Consider the following 19,477-nt stretch of genomic DNA (forward strand, 5'->3'; position numbering starts at 1 on the left):
ATTGATGTTTAATTTTTACTTGTGCAATAAAAAGAAAAAGAACTTGTTTTTTTTCATATTGACTTTATTTCCATACATATTAGTGATGAATCGTGGTGCTTTTATGATCGTATTTTCTGCCATGATCTTTATATTTCTAATGCAATTAAAAAAAATAAGTATAAAAACTATTATTAAACCAATTGTGGTATTGGGGCTAGTGTTATATCTATTTGGTGTTGTTGGAAACGTAAGACAGGAACAAAGTAAAGAAGATAAAGAATATTTATTGAGAGTAGGAGGGGCGACCGATACTTTTATAGATAGTGGTATTCCAGGTGAGTTTTATTGGAGCTACATATATCTTATTTCGCCAATCGGGAATCTTCAAAATATTATTAATGAAAAGAAAGATCAGTTCCTTGTTAACAATGTTGGCATTTTTATAACAAGTCAGTTATTTCCAGATTTTCTAAGTAAAAGGCTTGTGGCATTATTTGGATATACTGACATGATGGAAAATAGTGATGGCGAAAACTATCTAGTTACGCCAATTTTGAACGCTTCGACTATTTATTTTCCCGCATATTTTTTTCTAGGATCCTTTGGTTTGATCTTCATGTATTTAACTATGATGATCAGCTCTATAATTTACCCTTTATTAGTAAAAAAGAGCAGTATTTATTATTTTACATCTTTGGCATCCTTAAATTCAATAATCCTGTTGTGTACATTTAGTAATATGTGGTACGCTACAGGAACTATTTTATTATGGCCAATCATTTTTAATATAGCCGATCGAATAAAAATCAGATAAAGTTTTATGAGTATAAATATTTGCAAAGTAAGTGTTGTCGTTCCTTTCTACAATGTTGAAGAGTATTTTCATCAATTTTTGTTGAGCTTATTACCACTAGAAGATGGTTGTGAAGTGATATTAGTTGATGATGGTTCAAAAGATTCTTCAATCGACATTGCAATTGATTTTTCAAATCGTTTTAGTAATGTTACTTTATATAGAAAAGAAAACGGTGGATTAAGTTCTGCAAGGAATTTTGGTTTACAATTTGCTAAAGGAGAGTATGTTATTTTCTTTGATAGTGATGATTACATAGAGAGTAAAAATACTATCTATAAAATGTATGAAAAGGCTGTAGAAAAAACATCAGATATAGTTGTAGCACCTTACTACGAATTTTTGATTTTAGAGAAAAAGAAATTAAGATTAGATCGCGTTAATTTTCATGAAGATCTTATTACTTTAGAAGATAAAATGAATAAGTTGTTCGAAAATGACATATCCTTTGCAGTTTGGAATAAAATGTTTAGAAGAGAATTTCTAAGTGAAAATGCTTTAAAATTTAAAGAAGGTATATGGTTTGAAGATTTGGATTTTATATTTAAATCATTTTTTTATTCTAGAAAAATTTCAAAGATTGAGGATACCTTAATAGGATATAGACAAAGAGATGGATCTATAATGAAAACAATATCTCCAAAGATTTTGGATAAGATTTATGTTTTAGACGATTTGATGATTTTTTTACAAAATGAAAATGAGAAAAATCTATTTTATGAACAATTTAAAATTCTATATCTAAGGATGGTTTTTTCTGTTATTTATAGTATAGTTGTCAATAAGGGAAATAAAGAAGTAAAACAAAATCTTTTAAATAAAATTTTCGAATTCCCTTTTTTTATCACTATACTTAATGAAGATTTGGTTTTAAAGAATAAACTTTCTAAAGCTGAGAGAATTTTGTTTTATCTGATTATGAATAAAATTATAACTAAAAAAAACATTATTTATTTGAGGTATTTTAATAAACTTAGAGCATTATGAAAAGTTATACCTTACTAGGTTTAATAAAAATGTTCATATTTTTATTAAGAACTAAGTTTGTTTTTAAAAATGCAAGAATTATTAGGTTTCCAATAGATATAAGAGGAAAAAAATTTATTCAGGTTTCTAAAGGTTTTACTACAGGATTTGGTTGCCGTATTGAAGCATACCCTTTGAACGGTAATAAAGCATTATTTATTGGGAGAAATTTTCAGATGAATGATTATGTGCATATAACGGCAATGGAAAGTGTAATAATTGGAGATAATGTGTTAATTGCTAGTAAAGTTTATATTTCAGATTGTTCGCATGGAAGTTATTCTGGTGATGAGTTAGATAGTGATCCAGATTCTATTCCAAAGGACAGGAAAATGTATTCAAAACCTATTCTTATTGAAGACAATGTTTGGTTAGGAGAATTCGTTTCTGTTTTGCCCGGTGTAACAATAGGTAAAGGAACTATAGTTGGAGCCAATTCAGTAGTGACAAAAAGTTTGCCAGCAAATGTTATAGCCGTTGGATCTCCGGCAAAACCAATTAAAGAGTTTAATTTTGAAACAAAAAAATGGGAATTAATTAAAAAGTAAAAAATCAAATCATATCATAATAATGAAAAATATATTAATTACTGGAGGTGCGGGATTTATTGGAAGTAATCTTGCTCTAAAACTAATAGAAAAAGGACATAAAATTACGGTTTTAGATAATCTTTCTAAACAAATACATGGCGAGAATCCTGAAGTAACTTCTCCCCTATTTAAGAGTATAAAAGATAAGGTTGCATTTATAAATGGAACAGTTACATCGAGAGAAGATTGGACAAAAGCTATTCAAAATCAAAATGTAATAGTTCATTTTGCTGCCGAAACAGGAACTGGGCAATCAATGTATTGTATTGAAAAATATACAGAAGTTAATATTCAGGGTACTGCAATTATGTTAGATATTTTGGCTAATAGCAATCATTCTATAGAAAAAATTGTTATAGCTTCTTCTAGATCTATTTATGGTGAAGGAAAATATAAACATCCTGAGTTAGGAATAGTTTATCCTTCTCATAGAAAAGAAGAAGATATGTTGGCTGGAAATTTTGAACTAACATATAAAGATAATAAAATACTTGAGTTATTATCTACTGATGAAGAATCGAAAATTCATCCTTCTTCTGTTTATGGTATTACAAAGCAAAATCAAGAGCAAATGATTATGACTGTTTGCCCTACACTAGGTATAGCCCCAGTAGGATTTAGATATCAAAATGTTTATGGTCCTGGACAATCATTGTCTAATCCGTATACAGGCATTTTGTCTATTTTCTCAACCCAAATTAGAAATAATAATCCAATTCAAATTTTTGAAGACGGAAAAGAGACAAGAGATTTTGTGTTTATTGATGATGTTGTAAATGCGACAATTCTTGGAATTGAAAAAGAAGAAGCAAATGGACATGTTTTTAACGTAGGAACTGGTGTTGCGACAGATGTTCTTGAGGTTGCAAATTCATTGATTAAAGCATATGATATTAATGTTCCTGTAACTGTGACTGGAAAATTTAGATTAGGAGATATACGTCATAACTTTGCTGATTTAACTAAAATTAAATCCCTATTAGGATTTGAACCAAAAGTTTTTTTTAAAGAAGGTATTGAAAAATTTTCTGCATGGGTATTACAGCAAGAAATCCAAGAGGATAAACTTAGTCTTTCATTGGAGGAAATGAAAAAGAAAGGTCTACTAAAGTGATAAAAAAGAATAGTTTTGAAAACAAGAGGATTCTTTTTTTTTCTGTTAAATTATTTAATTATGAAAATATTATTGCAGATAAATTAAGATCGTTGGGGGCTCATGTTGATTATTATGATGAAAGGCCAAGTAATTCAATACTAACAAAAGGAATAATCAGATTAAAAAGAAGTCTCTATCATGTTAAGATTTCTAACTATTATAGAGACATTTTAAAGGATATTGAAAGTAAAAATTACGATTACTTTTTTTTGATTAAAGGAGAAGTTATCCCCCAGTATTTTATAGATAAAGTTAGAGAGTTAAATCCTAATATTTTTCTTTTATACTATACTTTTGATTCTTTTCAGAATAATCCAAATGGAGTGAATATCTTGAATAATTTTGATAAAAAGTACACTTTTGATTCAAAAGATTCGCAAACTTATAATCTTGAATTTAGACCTTTGTTTTTTTCTGACGATTATTATAAATTGGCAATTAATAATAATCCAAAGTATGATTTACTTTTCATAGGAACTGCCCATTCAGATAGGTATGTTATTAGTGAAAACGTAGCAAAGTGGTGTAAAGAGAAGAAACTTAAAAATTTTGCATTTTATTATTCTCCCAGTAGGTTAGTTTTTTTCTTTTTTAAATTGTTTGATGAATCGTTTAAAAAATTTAAATATAAAAACATTTCATTCAAGAGTTTAAAACATGAAGAAATAATTAATTTATATAAAGATTCTAAAGTTATTTTAGATATAAATCATCCGAATCAAAGAGGATTGACAATGAGAGTTTTTGAGGCATTAGGAAGCAGTAGAAAATTAATAACTACAAATACTGATATTAAACAATATCCTTTTTACAATACTAATAATATATATGTAATTGATCGAAACGATATTAGTTTGGATTATGGTTTTTTTGAATTGCCTTTTATAGAAATAAATGAAGATTTATATCATAAAATGTCAATATCTGGTTGGCTTGAAGAATTGTTCTTTGATGAACATTCATTAGATTGGTTAAATTAGGTTATAATTTTTAAATTTTAAGTTTTGGTTAATACACTTCTAACAGGAGCAAATGGATTTTTAGGATCAAGTATTAAAGAGGAATTGGTTAGCGATTTTAATGTCAAAACACTTTCTAGAAATAGTGCTGACTATCAAGTTTCTTTAGAAAAAGATAAGCTTGATTTTATAGAAAATTTTGATCTAATTATTCATGCAGCTGGAAAAGCTCACTCCGTTCCAAAAACTGAATCTGAAATAAAAAAATTTTATGATGTAAATGTTTTAGGAACATCAAATTTATTAAAAGCACTTGAAAAATCTTTGCCAAAAGAATTTGTCTTTATAAGCTCTGTTTCGGTTTACGGACAAGAAACAGGCAAAAATATTAATGAAAATCATCCATTATTAGCAAATGACCCTTATGGATTAAGTAAAATTAAAGCTGAAGAAATTGTAAAAAAATGGTGCCATGAAAATAATGTAATCTGTACCATTTTAAGATTGCCATTATTGGTGGGTAAAAAAGCTCCCGGTAACCTTGGAGCAATGGTAAAAGCTATCGAAAAAGGCTATTATTTTAATATTGGTGGAGGCAAAGCAAAAAAAAGCATGATCTTAGTAAAAGATGTAGCTTTGTTTATTAAAATTGTCAAATCTGTTGGAGGAATTTATAATATTACTGATGGAATACATCCAGATTTTAATCAGCTTAGTTTAATGATTTCTAAAAATAAAAAACAACAATTTGATCTTCCGATTAATGTTGCATTATTTCTTGGTAAAATTGGAGATATCCTTGGCAATCGTTTTCCTGTTAACTCTTCGAAAATAAAAAAGATTATATCAGATCTAACATTTGATGATTCAAAAGCTAGAACGTTTTTAAAATGGAATCCTCATTCAGTTCTAGAATACTTAGAAAAAGAAAGTATAAATTAAATATTTAAAGAATCAGAACAAAAAATGGAATACATATTTCTAGAAATTATATTAGTGACTATAATGTTGCTATATTTTAGAGTAGCTGATCGTTTTAATATAATTGATAAACCTAACCAAAGGAGTTCACATACAGAAATAACGTTAAGGGGTGGAGGAATCATTTTTTGGTTTTCAGCCTTGCTATATTTTGTACAGCATATTGATAACAATTCTTTCTTCTTTACTGGTATAACATTAGTTAGCTTAGTTAGTTTTTGGGATGATATCCAAAGTTTGTCAAATAAGATTCGAATTTCCATTCATTTCCTTGCAATCACTTTGATTTTTATAGATTTAAATTTATTCCATTTAATGCCGTTTTGGGGAGTTGGAATTACATATATTTTAGCCATTGGGCTTATCAATGCTTACAATTTTATGGACGGAATTAATGGTATCACTGGCCTTTATACTTTAGTAGTTATGGGATCATTATTGTATGTCAATACAAAAATCCAGTTTTTTACAGATGGGATGTTTATAAAATATGTAATGCTGGCCAGTTTAGTTTTCTTATTTTTTAATTTCAGAAGAAAAGCAAAATGCTTTGCAGGAGACGTTGGAAGTATTGCCATAGCTTTTTGGGTAATTTATTTGGTGTTAGAACTAATACTAAAAACAGAATCGGTTATTTGGTTGTTATTTTTGGCTGTTTATGGAGTGGATGCAGTTTGTACAATTCTGCACAGACTTTATCTTAAACAAAATATTTTTGAAGCTCATAGATTGCATTTATATCAAGTACTTAGTAATGAATATAAAATACAGCATAGATTGGTGTCTCTTCTTTATGCTTTAGTTCAAGCAGGAATTTCTTTAATAGCGATTTTTCTCTACCAAAAAGTTCAGGATGAAATTATATTCGTAATTGTAATTTTACCTTTATTACTCCTTTATTCTTTAAAATTTTATTTACTAAAAAAAGTAATTTACGATTGAACCATGGAACCTAAAATAATTCAGGGAGGAAAATTCTCAGATCATCGAGGAAGCATATCTTATGTAAACGATTTTAGTTTTAGAGATATTGAAAGATTTTATATTATAAGTAATTCTGGGGAAAATCCAATTCGTGCTTGGCAAGGGCATAAACTAGATGCTAAGAATTTTTATTGTCTTTCAGGTTCTTTTAATATTCATTTCGTAAAAATTGATGATTGGGAAAATCCTTCAAAGGATTTGATTATTGAGACTATTTTTGTTTCTGAATCTGACAGCAAAATTGTTCATATACCTGCGGGTTATGCAAATGCAATAGAATCTCTTGAAGAAAATTCAAAAGTAATATCTTATTCTACATTACCATTAGCAAATGTAACTGATGATGATGTACGTTATCCATCTGATTATTGGTTTTTTAAGTGATGAAAGATAAGAGGATTTATTTATCATTATCTCAAGAAAGTGGTTATGAGCAAGAATATATACAGAAAGCTCTAAAAACAAACTGGATAACTTCGGGAGGCCCAAATGTAGATGAGTTTGAAAATGTACTTCAGACTTATTTTGGAAATGAATACTTTGTTGCAGCATCAAATTCAGGTACATCGGCTATACATTTAGCATTAATTTTGTTAGGTGTTAAAGCTGGTGATGAGGTAATTTGTCAGAGTATGACTTTTTCGGCTTCAGCAAATCCAATTTTATATCAGAATGCATCTCCGATATTTGTAGATAGCGAAGTTGATACTTGGAATATTTGCCCTGAAAATCTTGAAATTGCTATAAAAGATCGAATAAAAAAGGGGAAAAAGCCAAAAGCAATTATAGCGGTTCATTTATATGGCATGCCTTATAAAGTAGATGAAATACATTTAATTGCTGATAAATATGAGATACCGATTGTTGAAGATAGTGCTGAAGCATTAGGGAGTAGTTATAAGGGAAAAAAGTGCGGTAGTTTTGGAGTCTTTGGTATTTTATCTTTCAATGGAAATAAAATTATTACCACTTCTAGCGGTGGTGCGTTAATTGTTAGACATAAAGAACAAAAGGAGAACGCAATTTTTTATGCTACTCAATCAAAAGAAGCAGAGGTTCATTATCAGCATAGTAAAATAGGCTACAATTATAGAATGAGTAATATTTGCGCGGGGATAGGTCTTGGACAAATGAAAATCTTAGAAGAGAATATTAATTTAAGACAGGCAAATCATTTATTTTACAAAGATATTTTTAAAGAATTTAAAAATGTAAAGCTCTTTGATAATATAAACGATGATTTTTTCTCTAATCATTGGCTGAATGCAATATTACTTGAAACAGTAGAAGAAAGGGAAAGCTTAAGACTTGCTTTTGAAAAATCTGGTATAGCGAGTAGACCATTATGGAAACCAATGCATCTTCAGCCAATTTTTGAAAAATATCCATATTATGGCAATAAGATCTCTGAAGAGTTATTTGAAAAAGGATTATGTTTGCCATCAGGATCAAATTTAACCAATACAGATAAAAGTAGAATAAAAGAGGTTGTTATTAATTTCTTTAAATGAATAAAAATTAAAAAATGAAAATCGAAGAAACATTTATAAAAGACTTAGTGGTTGTAGAACCAACAGTATTTGGAGACGAAAGAGGGTATTTTTTTGAGTCTTATAGTAAAACTAAACTTGAAGATTTAGGAATTAACATTGAGTTTGTTCAGGATAATCAGTCATTCTCAAAAAAAGGAACTTTAAGAGGGTTGCATTACCAAAATCCTCCTTTCGCACAGACAAAATTAGTTCGAGTTTTAGAGGGAGAAATTATTGATGTTGCGGTAGATTTAAGAAAAGACTCTCCTACATATGGAAAAGCATTTAGTGTTTTATTATCAGCAGAGAATAAAAAACAATTATTAGTTCCGCAAGGATTTGCGCATGGATTTTCAGTTATTAGTGACACTGCTTCGGTAATGTATAAATGTGATCAATTTTATAATAAAGCCTCTGAGGGCGGAATTAAATACGATGATCCGTCTTTGAGCATTGATTGGGGAATGAATCTGGATGAAGCAATAGTTTCAGAAAAAGATCAAATACTTCCTTTTATTGATAATTGCAATAGTTTATTTTAATGAAAAAAATTCTTGTAACCGGAGCAACAGGTCAGTTAGGGTCAGAACTTTTAGTTTTATCCTCTTCTTATTCAAGCTATGATTGGATATTTGCTGATCGAACAAAAGCGACATTAGATGATTTAGAATTATTGCAGTCACAGTTAAGTGGAATTAAGCCTGATATTATATTTAATTGTGGGGCTTATACTGCTGTTGATAAAGCTGAATCTGAAAAAGAGTTGTCATTTAAGGTGAATCATTTAGCTGTAGGATTAATTGCAAAATATGCCAGAGAAAATAACGTAAAAATAATTCATATTTCGACAGATTATGTTTTTGATGGTACGTCTTCAATTGCTTTAGATGAAGAAGCTGAAACAAATCCTATAAATGTTTATGGAGAAAGTAAATTAGCTGGCGAAACTGCATGTTTGCAAGAAAACCCCGAGTCAATTATTATTAGAACTTCCTGGGTCTATAGTAAGTTTGGAAATAATTTTGTCAAAACAATGCAGCGATTAATGCAGGAAAGAGATGAAATTACTGTCGTAAATGATCAGATAGGCTCACCAACCCATGCCGCAGATTTGGCACAAGCAATGATTAATGTAATTGAATCACCAGAATGGATTTCTGGAATTTATAACTATTCGAATGAAGGCGAAATTAGTTGGTATGAATTTGCAGAAAATATTAAAGAACTTGGAAGTTATAGCTGTAAAGTTACAGGGATTCCATCTTTATCTTATCCAACTCCAGCAAAAAGGCCAAGTTACTCCTTGTTAAATAAGGAAAAGATAAAAACAATTTATAATTTAGAAGTTCCAAATTATAAAGACAGTTTAAGAAAAATGTTTGCTTAAATTAAAAATGATTTGAAGATTTAGACTATAGAATTTCAAAAGAAATCTAAAGTCTAAAATCCAAAATCCAAAATCAAAATATATGAAAGGAATTATATTAGCTGGAGGTTCTGGCACAAGATTGCATCCATTGACATTAGCTGTAAGTAAACAGCTAATGCCGGTTTATGATAAACCTATGATTTATTATCCGTTATCAACATTAATGATGGCAGGAATTAATGAGATTTTAATTATATCTACCCCTCACGATCTGCCACATTTTAAAAAACTTTTAGGCGATGGGAGTACGGTTGGTTGTAAGTTTAGTTATGCAGAACAACCAAATCCGAATGGATTGGCTCAGGCTTTTGTAATCGGAGAGGAATTTATTGGTAAAGATAAAGTCGCCTTAGTACTGGGAGATAATATCTTCTTCGGTACTAATATGCAGCAATTGTTAAAAGAAAATGCGGATCCAGATGGAGGAGTTGTTTTTGCTTACCATGTTTCGGATCCTGAAAGATATGGAGTGGTTGAATTTGATGAAAATAAAAATGCTATTTCTATTGAAGAGAAGCCTTTGGAACCAAAATCTAATTATGCAGTTCCAGGACTTTATTTCTATGATAATTCTGTTGTTGAAATTGCCAAAAATATTAAGCCAAGCGCCCGCGGTGAATATGAAATTACAGACGTAAATAAAGTGTATCTTGAAAAAGGAAAATTAAAAGTAGGTATATTAAGCAGAGGAACAGCTTGGCTGGATACAGGAACTTTTAACAGTTTAATGCAAGCTGGGCAATTTGTACAAGTTCTAGAAGAAAGACAAGGTTTGAAAGTTGGTTGTATTGAAGAAATAGCATGGAGGCAGGGATTCATTAACGATACACAGCTTGAAGAATTAGCTCAGCCATTACTTAAATCAGGTTATGGAACCTATTTACTTGAATTTTTAAAGCAAAAGAAAAAAGGTGTTAAAATTTAATTTGCACCACTAAGTAATTATTTAAAACCTTTAATTTGTATTTTTGTATAAAGTTCAAATTTTACTGACTTAAAAAATGCTAAATTGAATACAGAAAAACCAAATAATATAGCTTCTTTGTTATATAGAACCTTTTCTCCAAGAAACCTTAGAGCAAATATCAATAATTTGAGTTATTTGCCTAGGTGGATTATTGTTGCTATTGATGTAATGGTTTTGTTTTTTTCATTTTCCTTTACTTATTTGCTTTTTGATGGTACTGCAATTGGTTACATTATAACTTCTCATGATTTTTATTTTGTAGCCAGTTTAATAACAGTCAATATATTTTTCTTTTGGCTCTTTAGAACATATTCAGGAATTATTAGACACTCATCATATATTGATGCAATAAAACTGCTTTTCTCTCAAATGTCAGTTTTGGTTTTCTTTCTATTTATAAATCTAATATTTGAATTATATACTGGGTATAAAGCATTTTTAAATACAGCTCTTTTTATAAATTTAGTTTTATCGTTTTGCGGTTTGTTTTTGTATCGTGTAATTGTAAAACAAACTTTTGAAATGTATTTTTCAGAGAAAACTACTACAAAGCTCGTTAGGACAGTTATTTATGGGACAGATGCAAATGCAATTTCTGTTGCAAATGCTTTAAAATTTGAAACACCTTCTAGATTTAAAATTGTTGGATTTGTTGATAAAAATAATCAGAATGCTTCTAAACGAATGCTGGATCTGCCAATCTTAATTTTAAGAAAAAAACTTCCAGCATTAATGAGATCCGTTGCTGCAGAAGGTGTAATTATTGCAGATAAAAGCTTGACGAAAGATGAACAACTTATTATTGTTGATCAGTGTTTAGAGTTCAATTACAGAGTATATACGGTTCCATTGATTTCAGATTGGGAAAATCAAAAAGAAATTTCTCAGAAAGTAAAAAATATACAGATTGAAGATTTATTAGAAAGGAAACCGATAGTCTTAGATAGTAAATCAATTTCTAAACAATTAAAAGATAAAACAATCTTAATAACAGGTGCGGCTGGTTCGATTGGGAGTGAGATTGTTAGACAGGTTCTGAATTTTAATCCAAAAAATGTAATTGTTTTAGATCACGCAGAGACACCGTTACACAATTTATGCTTAGAAACTCAGGGAATGAATTTCAGCACGAAAATTGTTGCAGTAATTGCTGATGTAAGAAGCAAAAAAGCTTTAGAAAAAGTTTTTAAAAATTATAATCCTCATGTTGTTTTTCATGCAGCAGCTTACAAGCATGTGCCTTTGATGGAAGAAAATCCATCTCAAGCAATTCAAACTAATATTAAAGGAACTAAAAACCTTGCAGATTTAGCTTGTAAATATCAGGTTAAGAAATTTGTAATGGTTTCTACAGATAAAGCTGTTAACCCAAGTAATGTAATGGGGGCAAGTAAACGTATTGCAGAAAAATATGTGCAGTCTTTATTCTTAAAAAACCAAAGGGAAAAGGTTGAAGGCGGTACAAAATTTATTACTACTCGTTTTGGAAACGTTTTAGGTTCAAACGGATCTGTTGTACCTTTATTTACTAAACAAATAGCAGAAGGAGGACCAGTAACAATTACGCATCAGGATATTATTCGTTATTTTATGACAATACCAGAGGCATGTCAACTTGTACTAGAAGCTGGAGCTATGGGTAATGGTGGAGAAATCTATATTTTTGACATGGGTAAACCAGTTAGAATTATTGATTTAGCACGAAAAATGATTAAGTTGGCAGGTTTCATTCCAGACAAAGAAATTAAAATTAAAATTGTTGGTTTAAGACCTGGAGAAAAACTTTACGAAGAATTATTAAATGATACTTCTAAGACTCTTCCAACACATCATAATAAGATTATGATTGCGCAAGAAATTCAAGATGAGTATGAAAATCTTCATAATGAGGTTGATGAATTGATCGGAATTGCTGATTTTTACGAAAATGATGATATTGTTTCAAAAATGAAAAAGATAGTTCCAGAATTCAAAAGTATGAATTCAACTTTTGAAGTTTTAGATAAATAAGATCAAACGAAAAATAAATTCAAATATATTCAAGAGGTGTTTTTTAAACGCCTTTTGACATTTTTAAACAATTTTTAAAATGTTAAAAATCTTGTTAAATTTTTAAAATCAAGATTTTTAAGCCCCTCAAAATGGATTCTAAAAACACAAATGATTGGCTGTTTGAAATAACACCCAAGAATAAATTTTTCTCGCTTAATTTTAAAGAAATTTGGCAATATCGAGATTTATTAATGCTTTTCGTAAAGCGAGATATAATTACAGTTTATAAACAAACTGTTTTGGGACCACTCTGGTATCTAATTCAACCTTTATTTACTTCTATAACCTTTACCATCATATTCAATAATGTAGCAGGAATTAAGACAGGATCCATTCCGCCATTCTTATTTAATCTCGCCGGAATTATGGTTTGGAATTATTTTACTGCTTGCTTAAATGGGACTTCAGATACTTTTAAATCCAACGCAGGAATATTTGGGAAAGTATATTTCCCTAGAATTATTACTCCTTTATCAATAGTTATTTCGAACTTAATAAAATTTGGAATTCAATTTGGGATATTTATTTTCTTTTACATTTTCTTTTATTTTCAAGGAGCAGATTTAAGCTTAAATGGATCAATACTATTTTTCCCAATCTTAATTTCATTTATGGGAATTTTGGGGTTAGGTTTGGGTATGATGATTTCTTCAATGGTTACAAAATATAGAGATTTAAATAATTTAGTTGGTTTTGGAGTACAATTACTAATGTATATATCTGCTGTAATGTATCCTATGGAATTGATAAAAGATAAACTTCCAAAATTTGGTTGGATTGTAGAATACAACCCATTGGCTTATGTTATAGAAACTTCTCGCTATATGCTTTTAAATATTGGCAGTATATCAATTTTAGGTTTAGTATATACAATGATAGTTACAATTGTAGTTTTCTTCATTGGGTTATTAATTTTTAATAGAACAGAAAAAAGCTTTATAGATACTGTATAAATGAAAGACATCATATTAAAAGCCGAAAATATATCTAAACAATATCGTCTAGGGCAGGTTGGAACAGGAACTTTAAGCCATGATTTAAATCGATGGTGGCATAAAATTCGAGGAAAAGAAAATCCATATCTAAAAATTGGTGATACCAACGATCGGTCTACAAAAGGAACTTCAGATTACGTTTGGGCTTTACAGGATATCAACTTTGAGGTAGAAAGAGGTGAAGTTTTAGGAATTATCGGAAAGAATGGGGCAGGAAAGTCTACCCTTTTAAAAATTCTTTCAAAGGTTACAGCGCCAACAACAGGTAGTATAAAATCTAGAGGACGTATAGCTTCTTTATTGGAAGTTGGAACGGGTTTTAACGGAGAAATGACCGGTAGAGAAAATATATTTCTTAATGGAGCCATTTTAGGAATGACCAAAAAAGAAATTGCTTCAAAGCTTGATGAAATTATTGAATTTTCTGGCTGTGAACGTTATATTGATACCCCAGTGAAAAGATATAGTTCTGGAATGACAGTTCGTTTGGCATTTGCTGTTGCGGCTTTTCTGGAACCTGAGATCTTAGTTATTGATGAAGTTTTAGCTGTTGGTGATGCTGAATTTCAGAAGAAGGCTATTGGAAAAATGCAGGATATTTCTAAAGGAGAAGGAAGAACTGTTTTGTTTGTGAGCCATAATATGGCCGCGGTTAAAAGTTTATGTACAAAAGGAATTGTTCTAGAACATGGGAAAGTGATTTTTGAGGGAAATGTTGAAGAAGCTGTTAATAAGTATTTTAACGATGAAAAGCAATTTGCTAATAAACAATGGAACCTAGAAACATGTCCAAAGACAAATTTCTTACGTTTGTTGTCTGCAAGAGTCCTAAACGAACAGGATAAATTGGAATTAAACCATTCAATAACAAATCCGATAACAATTGAATTTACATACGAAATCTTAGAGGACGGACATACTTTTACACATGGATTTAATTTGTTTAACAATGAAAATATTCATATTTTAAGCTCTCATGATAAAAAATCTTTAACATTGAAAGAAGCTCCGGCTAAAGGAATTCACTCAAAAAAAGTAAAAATCCCAGGGAATCTCTTAGCAGAAGGAACTTATTCATGTAGTTTTGCAATCATGAGATATAGCCCATTTGTTGTAGAATTTCATCAGATGGATATAGTTGGATTTAATGTAATTGATGAACTTGGCGGTGATACAGCTCGAGGGAATTATAATGGAAATTTTCCAGGAATTATTAGGCCAATCTTAAATTGGAAATAGAGTATTTATGAAAAAATGGACTGGAGAGAGGTTAGAACCTTTTATTTATAATCGAGTTGCAATTGAGCATTTACATAGATATGCAATTACAGATACTTATATTACAGATAAAATTGTACTCGATATGGCTAGCGGCGAAGGTTATGGTACAAGTTTAATGAGTAAACATGCTTCATTTGTATATGGTGTTGATATTGATAAACAATCTATTGCTCTTGCTAAATTAAAGTACAAAGCAGGGAATATAGAATATTTAGAAGGGAGTACGAGCAATATTCCTTTAGCAGACAACAGTGTTGATGTTGTGGTTAGTTTTGAAACAATTGAGCATCATGATGAACATGAAAAAATGATGCTAGAAATAAAAAGAGTTTTAAGACCAGAAGGCATATTAATTATATCCACACCTGATAAATTGTACTATTCTGAGCTACGAGATGTTGTAAATGAGTTCCATGTTAAAGAATTGTACAAAAATGAGTTTACTAGTTTAATTTCTAATTATTTCAGTAAGTTTCAATTGCTATCTCAAACGTATAGCAATGGAAGTTCAATTATTCAAGAGGATACCATTGTAAAAAACTCAAATTATTTCTACGGTAATTATACTACGATTAATAATAGAGTAATAAACCCAATGTTTCTAATAATTATTGCTTCCGATCATATTATTGAAAAATATGATATCTCTTTTTTTGATGGCGGAGATTTTATAAAGAAAGGCTGGTTAGAAGAGGTTAAAGCTAGTCATACCTATAAAGTTGGACATGCAATTTTACTACCATTTAAGTTTTTAAAGCGAATTCTCAAATAAGACTATCCTAATTTAATATGCATAATAAAATTTTTGTAGTTATTGTAACTTATAATGGAATGCAATGGATAGAGAATTGTTTAAAAAGCATTTTAGAGAGCTCAATTTCTACCAATGTTATTGTTATAGATAATTGCAGTAAGGACGGGACAGATGAATTTATTGAAAAAAATTTCAAGAATGTCCTCTTATTTCGGCAAAATCAAAACTTAGGTTTCGGAGCTGCGAACAATATTGGACTAGAGATTGCTTTAGAAAAAGGAGGTGAATATTTTGTTTTGTTAAATCAAGATGCATATTTAAAAAATGATACAATAAGTCTCCTGATAGAGCAAATGAAGTTAAACTACGAATACGGAATTTTAAGTCCAATTCATTTAAATGGAAAAGGAGATAAAATAGATTTATTTTTTGAATCATACATATCGGGTAATTATTGTAAAGATTTTTATTCAGACCTTTTTCTAAAAAAAGATTTGCAAAATATATATGATGTTAGTTTTGTTAATGCTGCAATTTGGTTGCTGTCAAAAAAAACATTAAATAATGTAGGAGGGTTTAATCCCTATTTTTTTCACTATGCGGAAGACAATGATTATGTCAATAGATGCAAGTTTAAGAAATTAAAAATAGGGATTGTACCAACAGCCGTTGCCCTGCATGATAGGGATTTAATTGGAAGAAAGCATAGCCGAAAAACGTTTGTTAATATTAATGACTTAAAACTACTGAATCCTAATAATTCTTGGACAGTAAATAGAATGCTCAAGTTTATTTTAAAGAAATGCATCTTGTCAATTTTAGCTCTAAATAGAAAAGATTTTTCATATAATACTTATTATTTAAAAAAGACCTTAAAAAATTATAACCTTATAAAAAGAATTCAGAGAGAGAGCTTAGTTAATAATTACGCTTTCCTCAATTACAATAATTTAAGAAATGAACAATAATTTACCTAAGTTATTAGCTGTATTGGTTAATTATGGCGATGAACAAGTTTCTTTTTTAGAAACAGTCGTAAAAGAACTAAAATCATTTAAAAAATTCGATGTTACTGTCATTGTTAATTCAAATATAGATTTGAGTATTGAAGGGATTGATAAGGTTAACACTTTTACTTTACCAGATTATCAATTATTGCCATTAACTTGTAGACGCATAATATGGAAAAATAGAAATGACTACGATGTATTTATTTATGGAGAAAATGATCATTTATTTTTAGAAAAACATATCGAAAAACATATTGAATATTCTAATATTCTACCGAAAAATAAAATTTCAGGCCTTATACAATTTGAAGAAAATGAAATAGGCAAATATTATCCAGCATTTCACGCTAAATACAATTGGGATTTAAAATCAGTTAAAGAATATGGAGGAAAGAAATTTGCTCATTTTACCAATGTACATCAGGCGTCATTTATTTTAACAAAAAAGCAAATGTTACGGGCATGTGCAAATTTTGATTTTTTAAAATTAGTGAATGAAAACACTTTGATGAATAAGATAAAAAGAGAGTTGTGCAAATTTGGATTTAAAATTGAAAGACAAGATAATAAGTATAGTGTTAAGTGTAAGGTAAATACAGATGTATATTTATATGGTGGAATGAAAAAAATGATTTGTATATCAGAATTTAATGATAATTTAATTCATCATTTGCCTAATCTATATATCGATGGAAAGGCTGGTAGACTAAAATTACGAGCAGATCAAAATAAAATGGATGACTCAATAAAAAGATTATTAAATCATAAATCTTAAAGTTTGATTTATTCTATTAAATTAATTAAATGAAATTATCAGTAATAATATTAGCGTACACTACCACAGAAGGTTTATTCGATATGAGTATGAATTGTATCAATTCTTTACTAGCTTCTGAGAAAGAAATTGAAATGGAAATTATTGTGGTAGAATCTAATAAAGGTTATAATAATTCTGATTTTACATACCCTGATTTTGTTAAAGTAATTATTCCCGAAGAGGACTTTAATTTTCATAAATTTCTTAACATTGGAATTAAAGAATCAAAAGGTGATTTTATTGCCTTGTGCAATAATGATCTTATTTTTTATGATAATTGGTTTACTAGAATTTATAATATAAGTCAAAATAATCCTCAAATTAAATCTTTTTCCCCAAGTGGTCAAATAGATAATTTTAGTTTTGAAAAAGAGTATGAACTGGGGTATAAAGTGAGAACTCATGTATTGGGCTGGTGTTTGGTTACATTTAAAGAGGTAATGGAAAAAATAGGATACCTAGATGAAACTTTTAATTTTAGTTACGCTGATAATGATTATGCTCTTACTTTAAAGAAGTTTAATATTAAACATGCACTAGTAAACTCATCTAAAGTTGAACATTTAGAAAGAGAAAAAGTAACACAAAATAGAATTGGATTAAGTGAAGGGTATAAAAAACTTAAGAAAAGTGCAAAAGTAAATCATAATAATTTACCAAAATACGTTTTTAGCAAAGGTAACGAGTACCTTCTTGAAGATGTTCAAGGACTAAGTGACTATCTGAAATATCATAAAAAGTGGGGGAGTCCAAATTGGTTGTATAGAAAAAATAAAATTGCAGATTTTTGTATACATTATAATTTAGGTTTTTTTAATAAAGTTATTTTGTAGAAGTAATATTTGATGAAAAAAGATAGTTTTGGATGAATGATCCCTTTTATAAATGAATTTTTTTTAATTTTTATTGCTTCTGTCAATGATTCCGAATTTGGAAACGATATAACTTTTAAATGAAAATATTAATTACAACACCATTTTTTCAATTTGCTGGAGGTAGTGAGTTAGAAACTATTCACACAGCAAATGTTTTTGCATCTTTTTCAGAAGTGAGAGAGGTTTCTGTCTTTGTCGCTGGGGAGTTTAATTTAGGTTTCACAAAAGACATTTATATTGATAAGAAGATAAAATTTTTTAAACAAAATATTTTTTTTAATAATAAATATATTAAAAGAATAAACAAAGAGCTAAAGAAGAGGTTAAAGTTAGAATTCTCCCCTTTAGATTTATTTTACTGGAAATTTAAATGTTTGTCAAGATTTGATAAACTATATATTATTACAAAAACCACTTTAGCACGAGATTATATTCCTTTAATAAAAGTATGGAAATTAAAGGAAAATATAGTAGTAAAGTATACGACAGTCTTTTTTGATCCATTGGAAAACACTACTGTAAAGTATTTGTCCCAGATAAAATACAATATTGTTACATCAGAAAAGCAGAAAACGTTTTTTGTACAGAATTTAAATTTAGAAAATACTACGACACAAGAAGTTTTAATTTTTAATGAAAATTATTGCTTAAGTAAAAAAAGGACTCATAAAGATAAAAGATTATATGACTTTGGAATATTGGGAAGGTATTCAAAAGAAAAACAGTTTGAACATGCCATAAACTTAATTGCTAATCTAAGAAAAAAAGGGTATAGAAGTACCTTAATTATCAAAGGCGGGAGTTCTGAAGATTATTATAAAAAGATTTTAAAGTTAGTAGAAGAACAACAGCTTCAAGATCTAATTACTCTCGATTTTGAAGAGGTTCCTTACAATAAAGCATATGACTTTTTTGATAACTTAAATTGTTTTTTAATTACTTCAGAATACGAGGGAGGGCCAAATGTAGCATTGGAAGTAATGGCTTATGGTTTGCCTATTTTATCTTATGATGTTGGAGCTATGCCAGATAGATTGGTTGATTTTCCAGAATTAATTGCAATTGATCAAGAAAGTTTAACAGAAAAAGCAATTGAAATTATTAATTTTAAAGATTCTGTTTTCTTAGAAAAATGTAATGATTTAAAAGAAAAGTATATTGCAAAATATTCTAACGACATAAAAATATCTTTTTTAAAAGAATTTATCTCTAGTAATTGAAATCACCTCAATAA

At 29.0% G+C, this 19,477-nt stretch carries 20 protein-coding genes; all 20 read left to right on the plus strand.

The features are described 5' to 3' along the window. The first annotated feature begins 43 nt into the window (after positions 1-43). Complete coding sequence (locus AC3Y25_RS14970; RefSeq protein ID WP_489903262.1) at positions 44-796, plus strand: hypothetical protein; 753 nt, start codon at positions 44-46, stop codon at positions 794-796. Between the two features lie 6 nt (positions 797-802). Next, positions 803-1,822 (plus strand): glycosyltransferase family 2 protein, encoded by a 1,020-nt coding sequence (locus AC3Y25_RS14975; protein ID WP_489903263.1) that lies wholly within the window; start codon positions 803-805, stop codon positions 1,820-1,822. Beyond that, positions 1,819-2,409 carry a DapH/DapD/GlmU-related protein gene (locus AC3Y25_RS14980; RefSeq protein ID WP_489903264.1) on the plus strand — a complete coding sequence of 197 codons (591 nt, stop codon included), beginning with the start codon at positions 1,819-1,821 and terminating at the stop codon, positions 2,407-2,409. Before AC3Y25_RS14975 ends, AC3Y25_RS14980 begins: the two co-directional genes overlap by 4 nt. Positions 2,410-2,431: 22 nt before the next feature. Next, positions 2,432-3,565, plus strand: a complete 1,134-nt coding sequence (locus tag AC3Y25_RS14985) for an NAD-dependent epimerase/dehydratase family protein (protein WP_489903265.1) — start codon at positions 2,432-2,434, stop codon at positions 3,563-3,565. Next, positions 3,562-4,587, plus strand: a complete 1,026-nt coding sequence (locus tag AC3Y25_RS14990; protein ID WP_489903266.1) for a WaaS/CpsH family glycosyltransferase — start codon at positions 3,562-3,564, stop codon at positions 4,585-4,587. The genes AC3Y25_RS14985 and AC3Y25_RS14990 overlap by 4 nt, the downstream gene beginning before the upstream one ends. A gap of 24 nt (positions 4,588-4,611) precedes the next feature. Further along, entirely contained in the window at positions 4,612-5,508 is an 897-nt protein-coding gene (locus tag AC3Y25_RS14995; RefSeq protein ID WP_489903267.1) for an NAD-dependent epimerase/dehydratase family protein, read from the plus strand. A gap of 24 nt (positions 5,509-5,532) precedes the next feature. Next, positions 5,533-6,489, plus strand: a complete 957-nt coding sequence (locus tag AC3Y25_RS15000; RefSeq protein WP_489903268.1) for an MraY family glycosyltransferase — start codon at positions 5,533-5,535, stop codon at positions 6,487-6,489. Positions 6,490-6,492: 3 nt separating this feature from the next. Next, on the plus strand, positions 6,493-6,915 hold the full coding sequence (locus tag AC3Y25_RS15005) for a WxcM-like domain-containing protein (RefSeq protein WP_489903269.1): 423 nt from the start codon (positions 6,493-6,495) through the stop codon (positions 6,913-6,915). After that, on the plus strand, positions 6,915-8,042 hold the full coding sequence (locus AC3Y25_RS15010; protein WP_489903270.1) for a DegT/DnrJ/EryC1/StrS family aminotransferase: 1,128 nt from the start codon (positions 6,915-6,917) through the stop codon (positions 8,040-8,042). Before AC3Y25_RS15005 ends, AC3Y25_RS15010 begins: the two co-directional genes overlap by 1 nt. A 14-nt stretch (positions 8,043-8,056) precedes the next feature. Then, positions 8,057-8,605, plus strand: coding sequence for a dTDP-4-dehydrorhamnose 3,5-epimerase (gene rfbC / locus AC3Y25_RS15015; RefSeq protein WP_489903271.1), 549 nt, complete (start codon positions 8,057-8,059; stop codon positions 8,603-8,605). Beyond that, entirely contained in the window at positions 8,605-9,450 is an 846-nt protein-coding gene (gene rfbD, locus AC3Y25_RS15020; protein WP_489903272.1) for a dTDP-4-dehydrorhamnose reductase, read from the plus strand. Before rfbC ends, rfbD begins: the two co-directional genes overlap by 1 nt. Before the next feature lie 82 nt (positions 9,451-9,532). Further along, positions 9,533-10,417, plus strand: coding sequence for a glucose-1-phosphate thymidylyltransferase RfbA (gene rfbA, locus AC3Y25_RS15025; RefSeq protein ID WP_489903273.1), 885 nt, complete (start codon positions 9,533-9,535; stop codon positions 10,415-10,417). A gap of 84 nt (positions 10,418-10,501) precedes the next feature. After that, positions 10,502-12,469: a polysaccharide biosynthesis protein gene (locus AC3Y25_RS15030; RefSeq protein ID WP_489903274.1), complete on the plus strand. Its 1,968-nt coding sequence runs from the start codon at positions 10,502-10,504 to the stop codon at positions 12,467-12,469. Between the two features lie 131 nt (positions 12,470-12,600). Then, positions 12,601-13,464 (plus strand): ABC transporter permease, encoded by an 864-nt coding sequence (locus tag AC3Y25_RS15035; protein WP_489903275.1) that lies wholly within the window; start codon positions 12,601-12,603, stop codon positions 13,462-13,464. Next, on the plus strand, positions 13,465-14,745 hold the full coding sequence (locus AC3Y25_RS15040) for an ABC transporter ATP-binding protein (protein WP_489903276.1): 1,281 nt from the start codon (positions 13,465-13,467) through the stop codon (positions 14,743-14,745). 7 nt (positions 14,746-14,752) lie between these two features. Next, positions 14,753-15,559 carry a class I SAM-dependent methyltransferase gene (locus AC3Y25_RS15045; protein ID WP_489903277.1) on the plus strand — a complete coding sequence of 269 codons (807 nt, stop codon included), beginning with the start codon at positions 14,753-14,755 and terminating at the stop codon, positions 15,557-15,559. Between the two features lie 17 nt (positions 15,560-15,576). Beyond that, complete coding sequence (locus AC3Y25_RS15050) at positions 15,577-16,509, plus strand: glycosyltransferase family 2 protein (protein ID WP_489903278.1); 933 nt, start codon at positions 15,577-15,579, stop codon at positions 16,507-16,509. Continuing rightward, positions 16,499-17,326, plus strand: coding sequence for a hypothetical protein (locus AC3Y25_RS15055; RefSeq protein WP_489903279.1), 828 nt, complete (start codon positions 16,499-16,501; stop codon positions 17,324-17,326). Before AC3Y25_RS15050 ends, AC3Y25_RS15055 begins: the two co-directional genes overlap by 11 nt. 29 nt (positions 17,327-17,355) lie before the next feature. Next, on the plus strand, positions 17,356-18,201 hold the full coding sequence (locus tag AC3Y25_RS15060; RefSeq protein ID WP_489903280.1) for a glycosyltransferase family 2 protein: 846 nt from the start codon (positions 17,356-17,358) through the stop codon (positions 18,199-18,201). A gap of 119 nt (positions 18,202-18,320) precedes the next feature. Continuing rightward, positions 18,321-19,463, plus strand: a complete 1,143-nt coding sequence (locus AC3Y25_RS15065) for a glycosyltransferase family 4 protein (protein WP_489903281.1) — start codon at positions 18,321-18,323, stop codon at positions 19,461-19,463. Positions 19,464-19,477 lie beyond the last annotated feature (14 nt).

It is taken from the genome of Flavobacterium sp. LK-23 (assembly GCF_058135255.1).

Bases quoted from the DNA above. Each gene is read 5' to 3' on its own strand.
- AC3Y25_RS14975 (WP_489903263.1), top strand. From the start codon at position 803: ATGAGTATAAATATTTGCAAAGTAAGTGTTGTCGTTCCTTTCTACAAT.
- AC3Y25_RS14980 (WP_489903264.1), top strand. From the start codon at position 1,819: ATGAAAAGTTATACCTTACTAGGTTTAATAAAAATGTTCATATTTTTA.
- AC3Y25_RS14985 (WP_489903265.1), top strand. From the start codon at position 2,432: ATGAAAAATATATTAATTACTGGAGGTGCGGGATTTATTGGAAGTAAT.
- AC3Y25_RS15000 (WP_489903268.1), top strand. From the start codon at position 5,533: ATGGAATACATATTTCTAGAAATTATATTAGTGACTATAATGTTGCTA.
- AC3Y25_RS15005 (WP_489903269.1), top strand. From the start codon at position 6,493: ATGGAACCTAAAATAATTCAGGGAGGAAAATTCTCAGATCATCGAGGA.
- AC3Y25_RS15010 (WP_489903270.1), top strand. From the start codon at position 6,915: ATGAAAGATAAGAGGATTTATTTATCATTATCTCAAGAAAGTGGTTAT.
- rfbC (WP_489903271.1), top strand. From the start codon at position 8,057: ATGAAAATCGAAGAAACATTTATAAAAGACTTAGTGGTTGTAGAACCA.
- rfbD (WP_489903272.1), top strand. From the start codon at position 8,605: ATGAAAAAAATTCTTGTAACCGGAGCAACAGGTCAGTTAGGGTCAGAA.
- rfbA (WP_489903273.1), top strand. From the start codon at position 9,533: ATGAAAGGAATTATATTAGCTGGAGGTTCTGGCACAAGATTGCATCCA.
- AC3Y25_RS15035 (WP_489903275.1), top strand. From the start codon at position 12,601: ATGGATTCTAAAAACACAAATGATTGGCTGTTTGAAATAACACCCAAG.
- AC3Y25_RS15040 (WP_489903276.1), top strand. From the start codon at position 13,465: ATGAAAGACATCATATTAAAAGCCGAAAATATATCTAAACAATATCGT.
- AC3Y25_RS15045 (WP_489903277.1), top strand. From the start codon at position 14,753: ATGAAAAAATGGACTGGAGAGAGGTTAGAACCTTTTATTTATAATCGA.
- AC3Y25_RS15050 (WP_489903278.1), top strand. From the start codon at position 15,577: ATGCATAATAAAATTTTTGTAGTTATTGTAACTTATAATGGAATGCAA.
- AC3Y25_RS15055 (WP_489903279.1), top strand. From the start codon at position 16,499: ATGAACAATAATTTACCTAAGTTATTAGCTGTATTGGTTAATTATGGC.
- AC3Y25_RS15060 (WP_489903280.1), top strand. From the start codon at position 17,356: ATGAAATTATCAGTAATAATATTAGCGTACACTACCACAGAAGGTTTA.
- AC3Y25_RS15065 (WP_489903281.1), top strand. From the start codon at position 18,321: ATGAAAATATTAATTACAACACCATTTTTTCAATTTGCTGGAGGTAGT.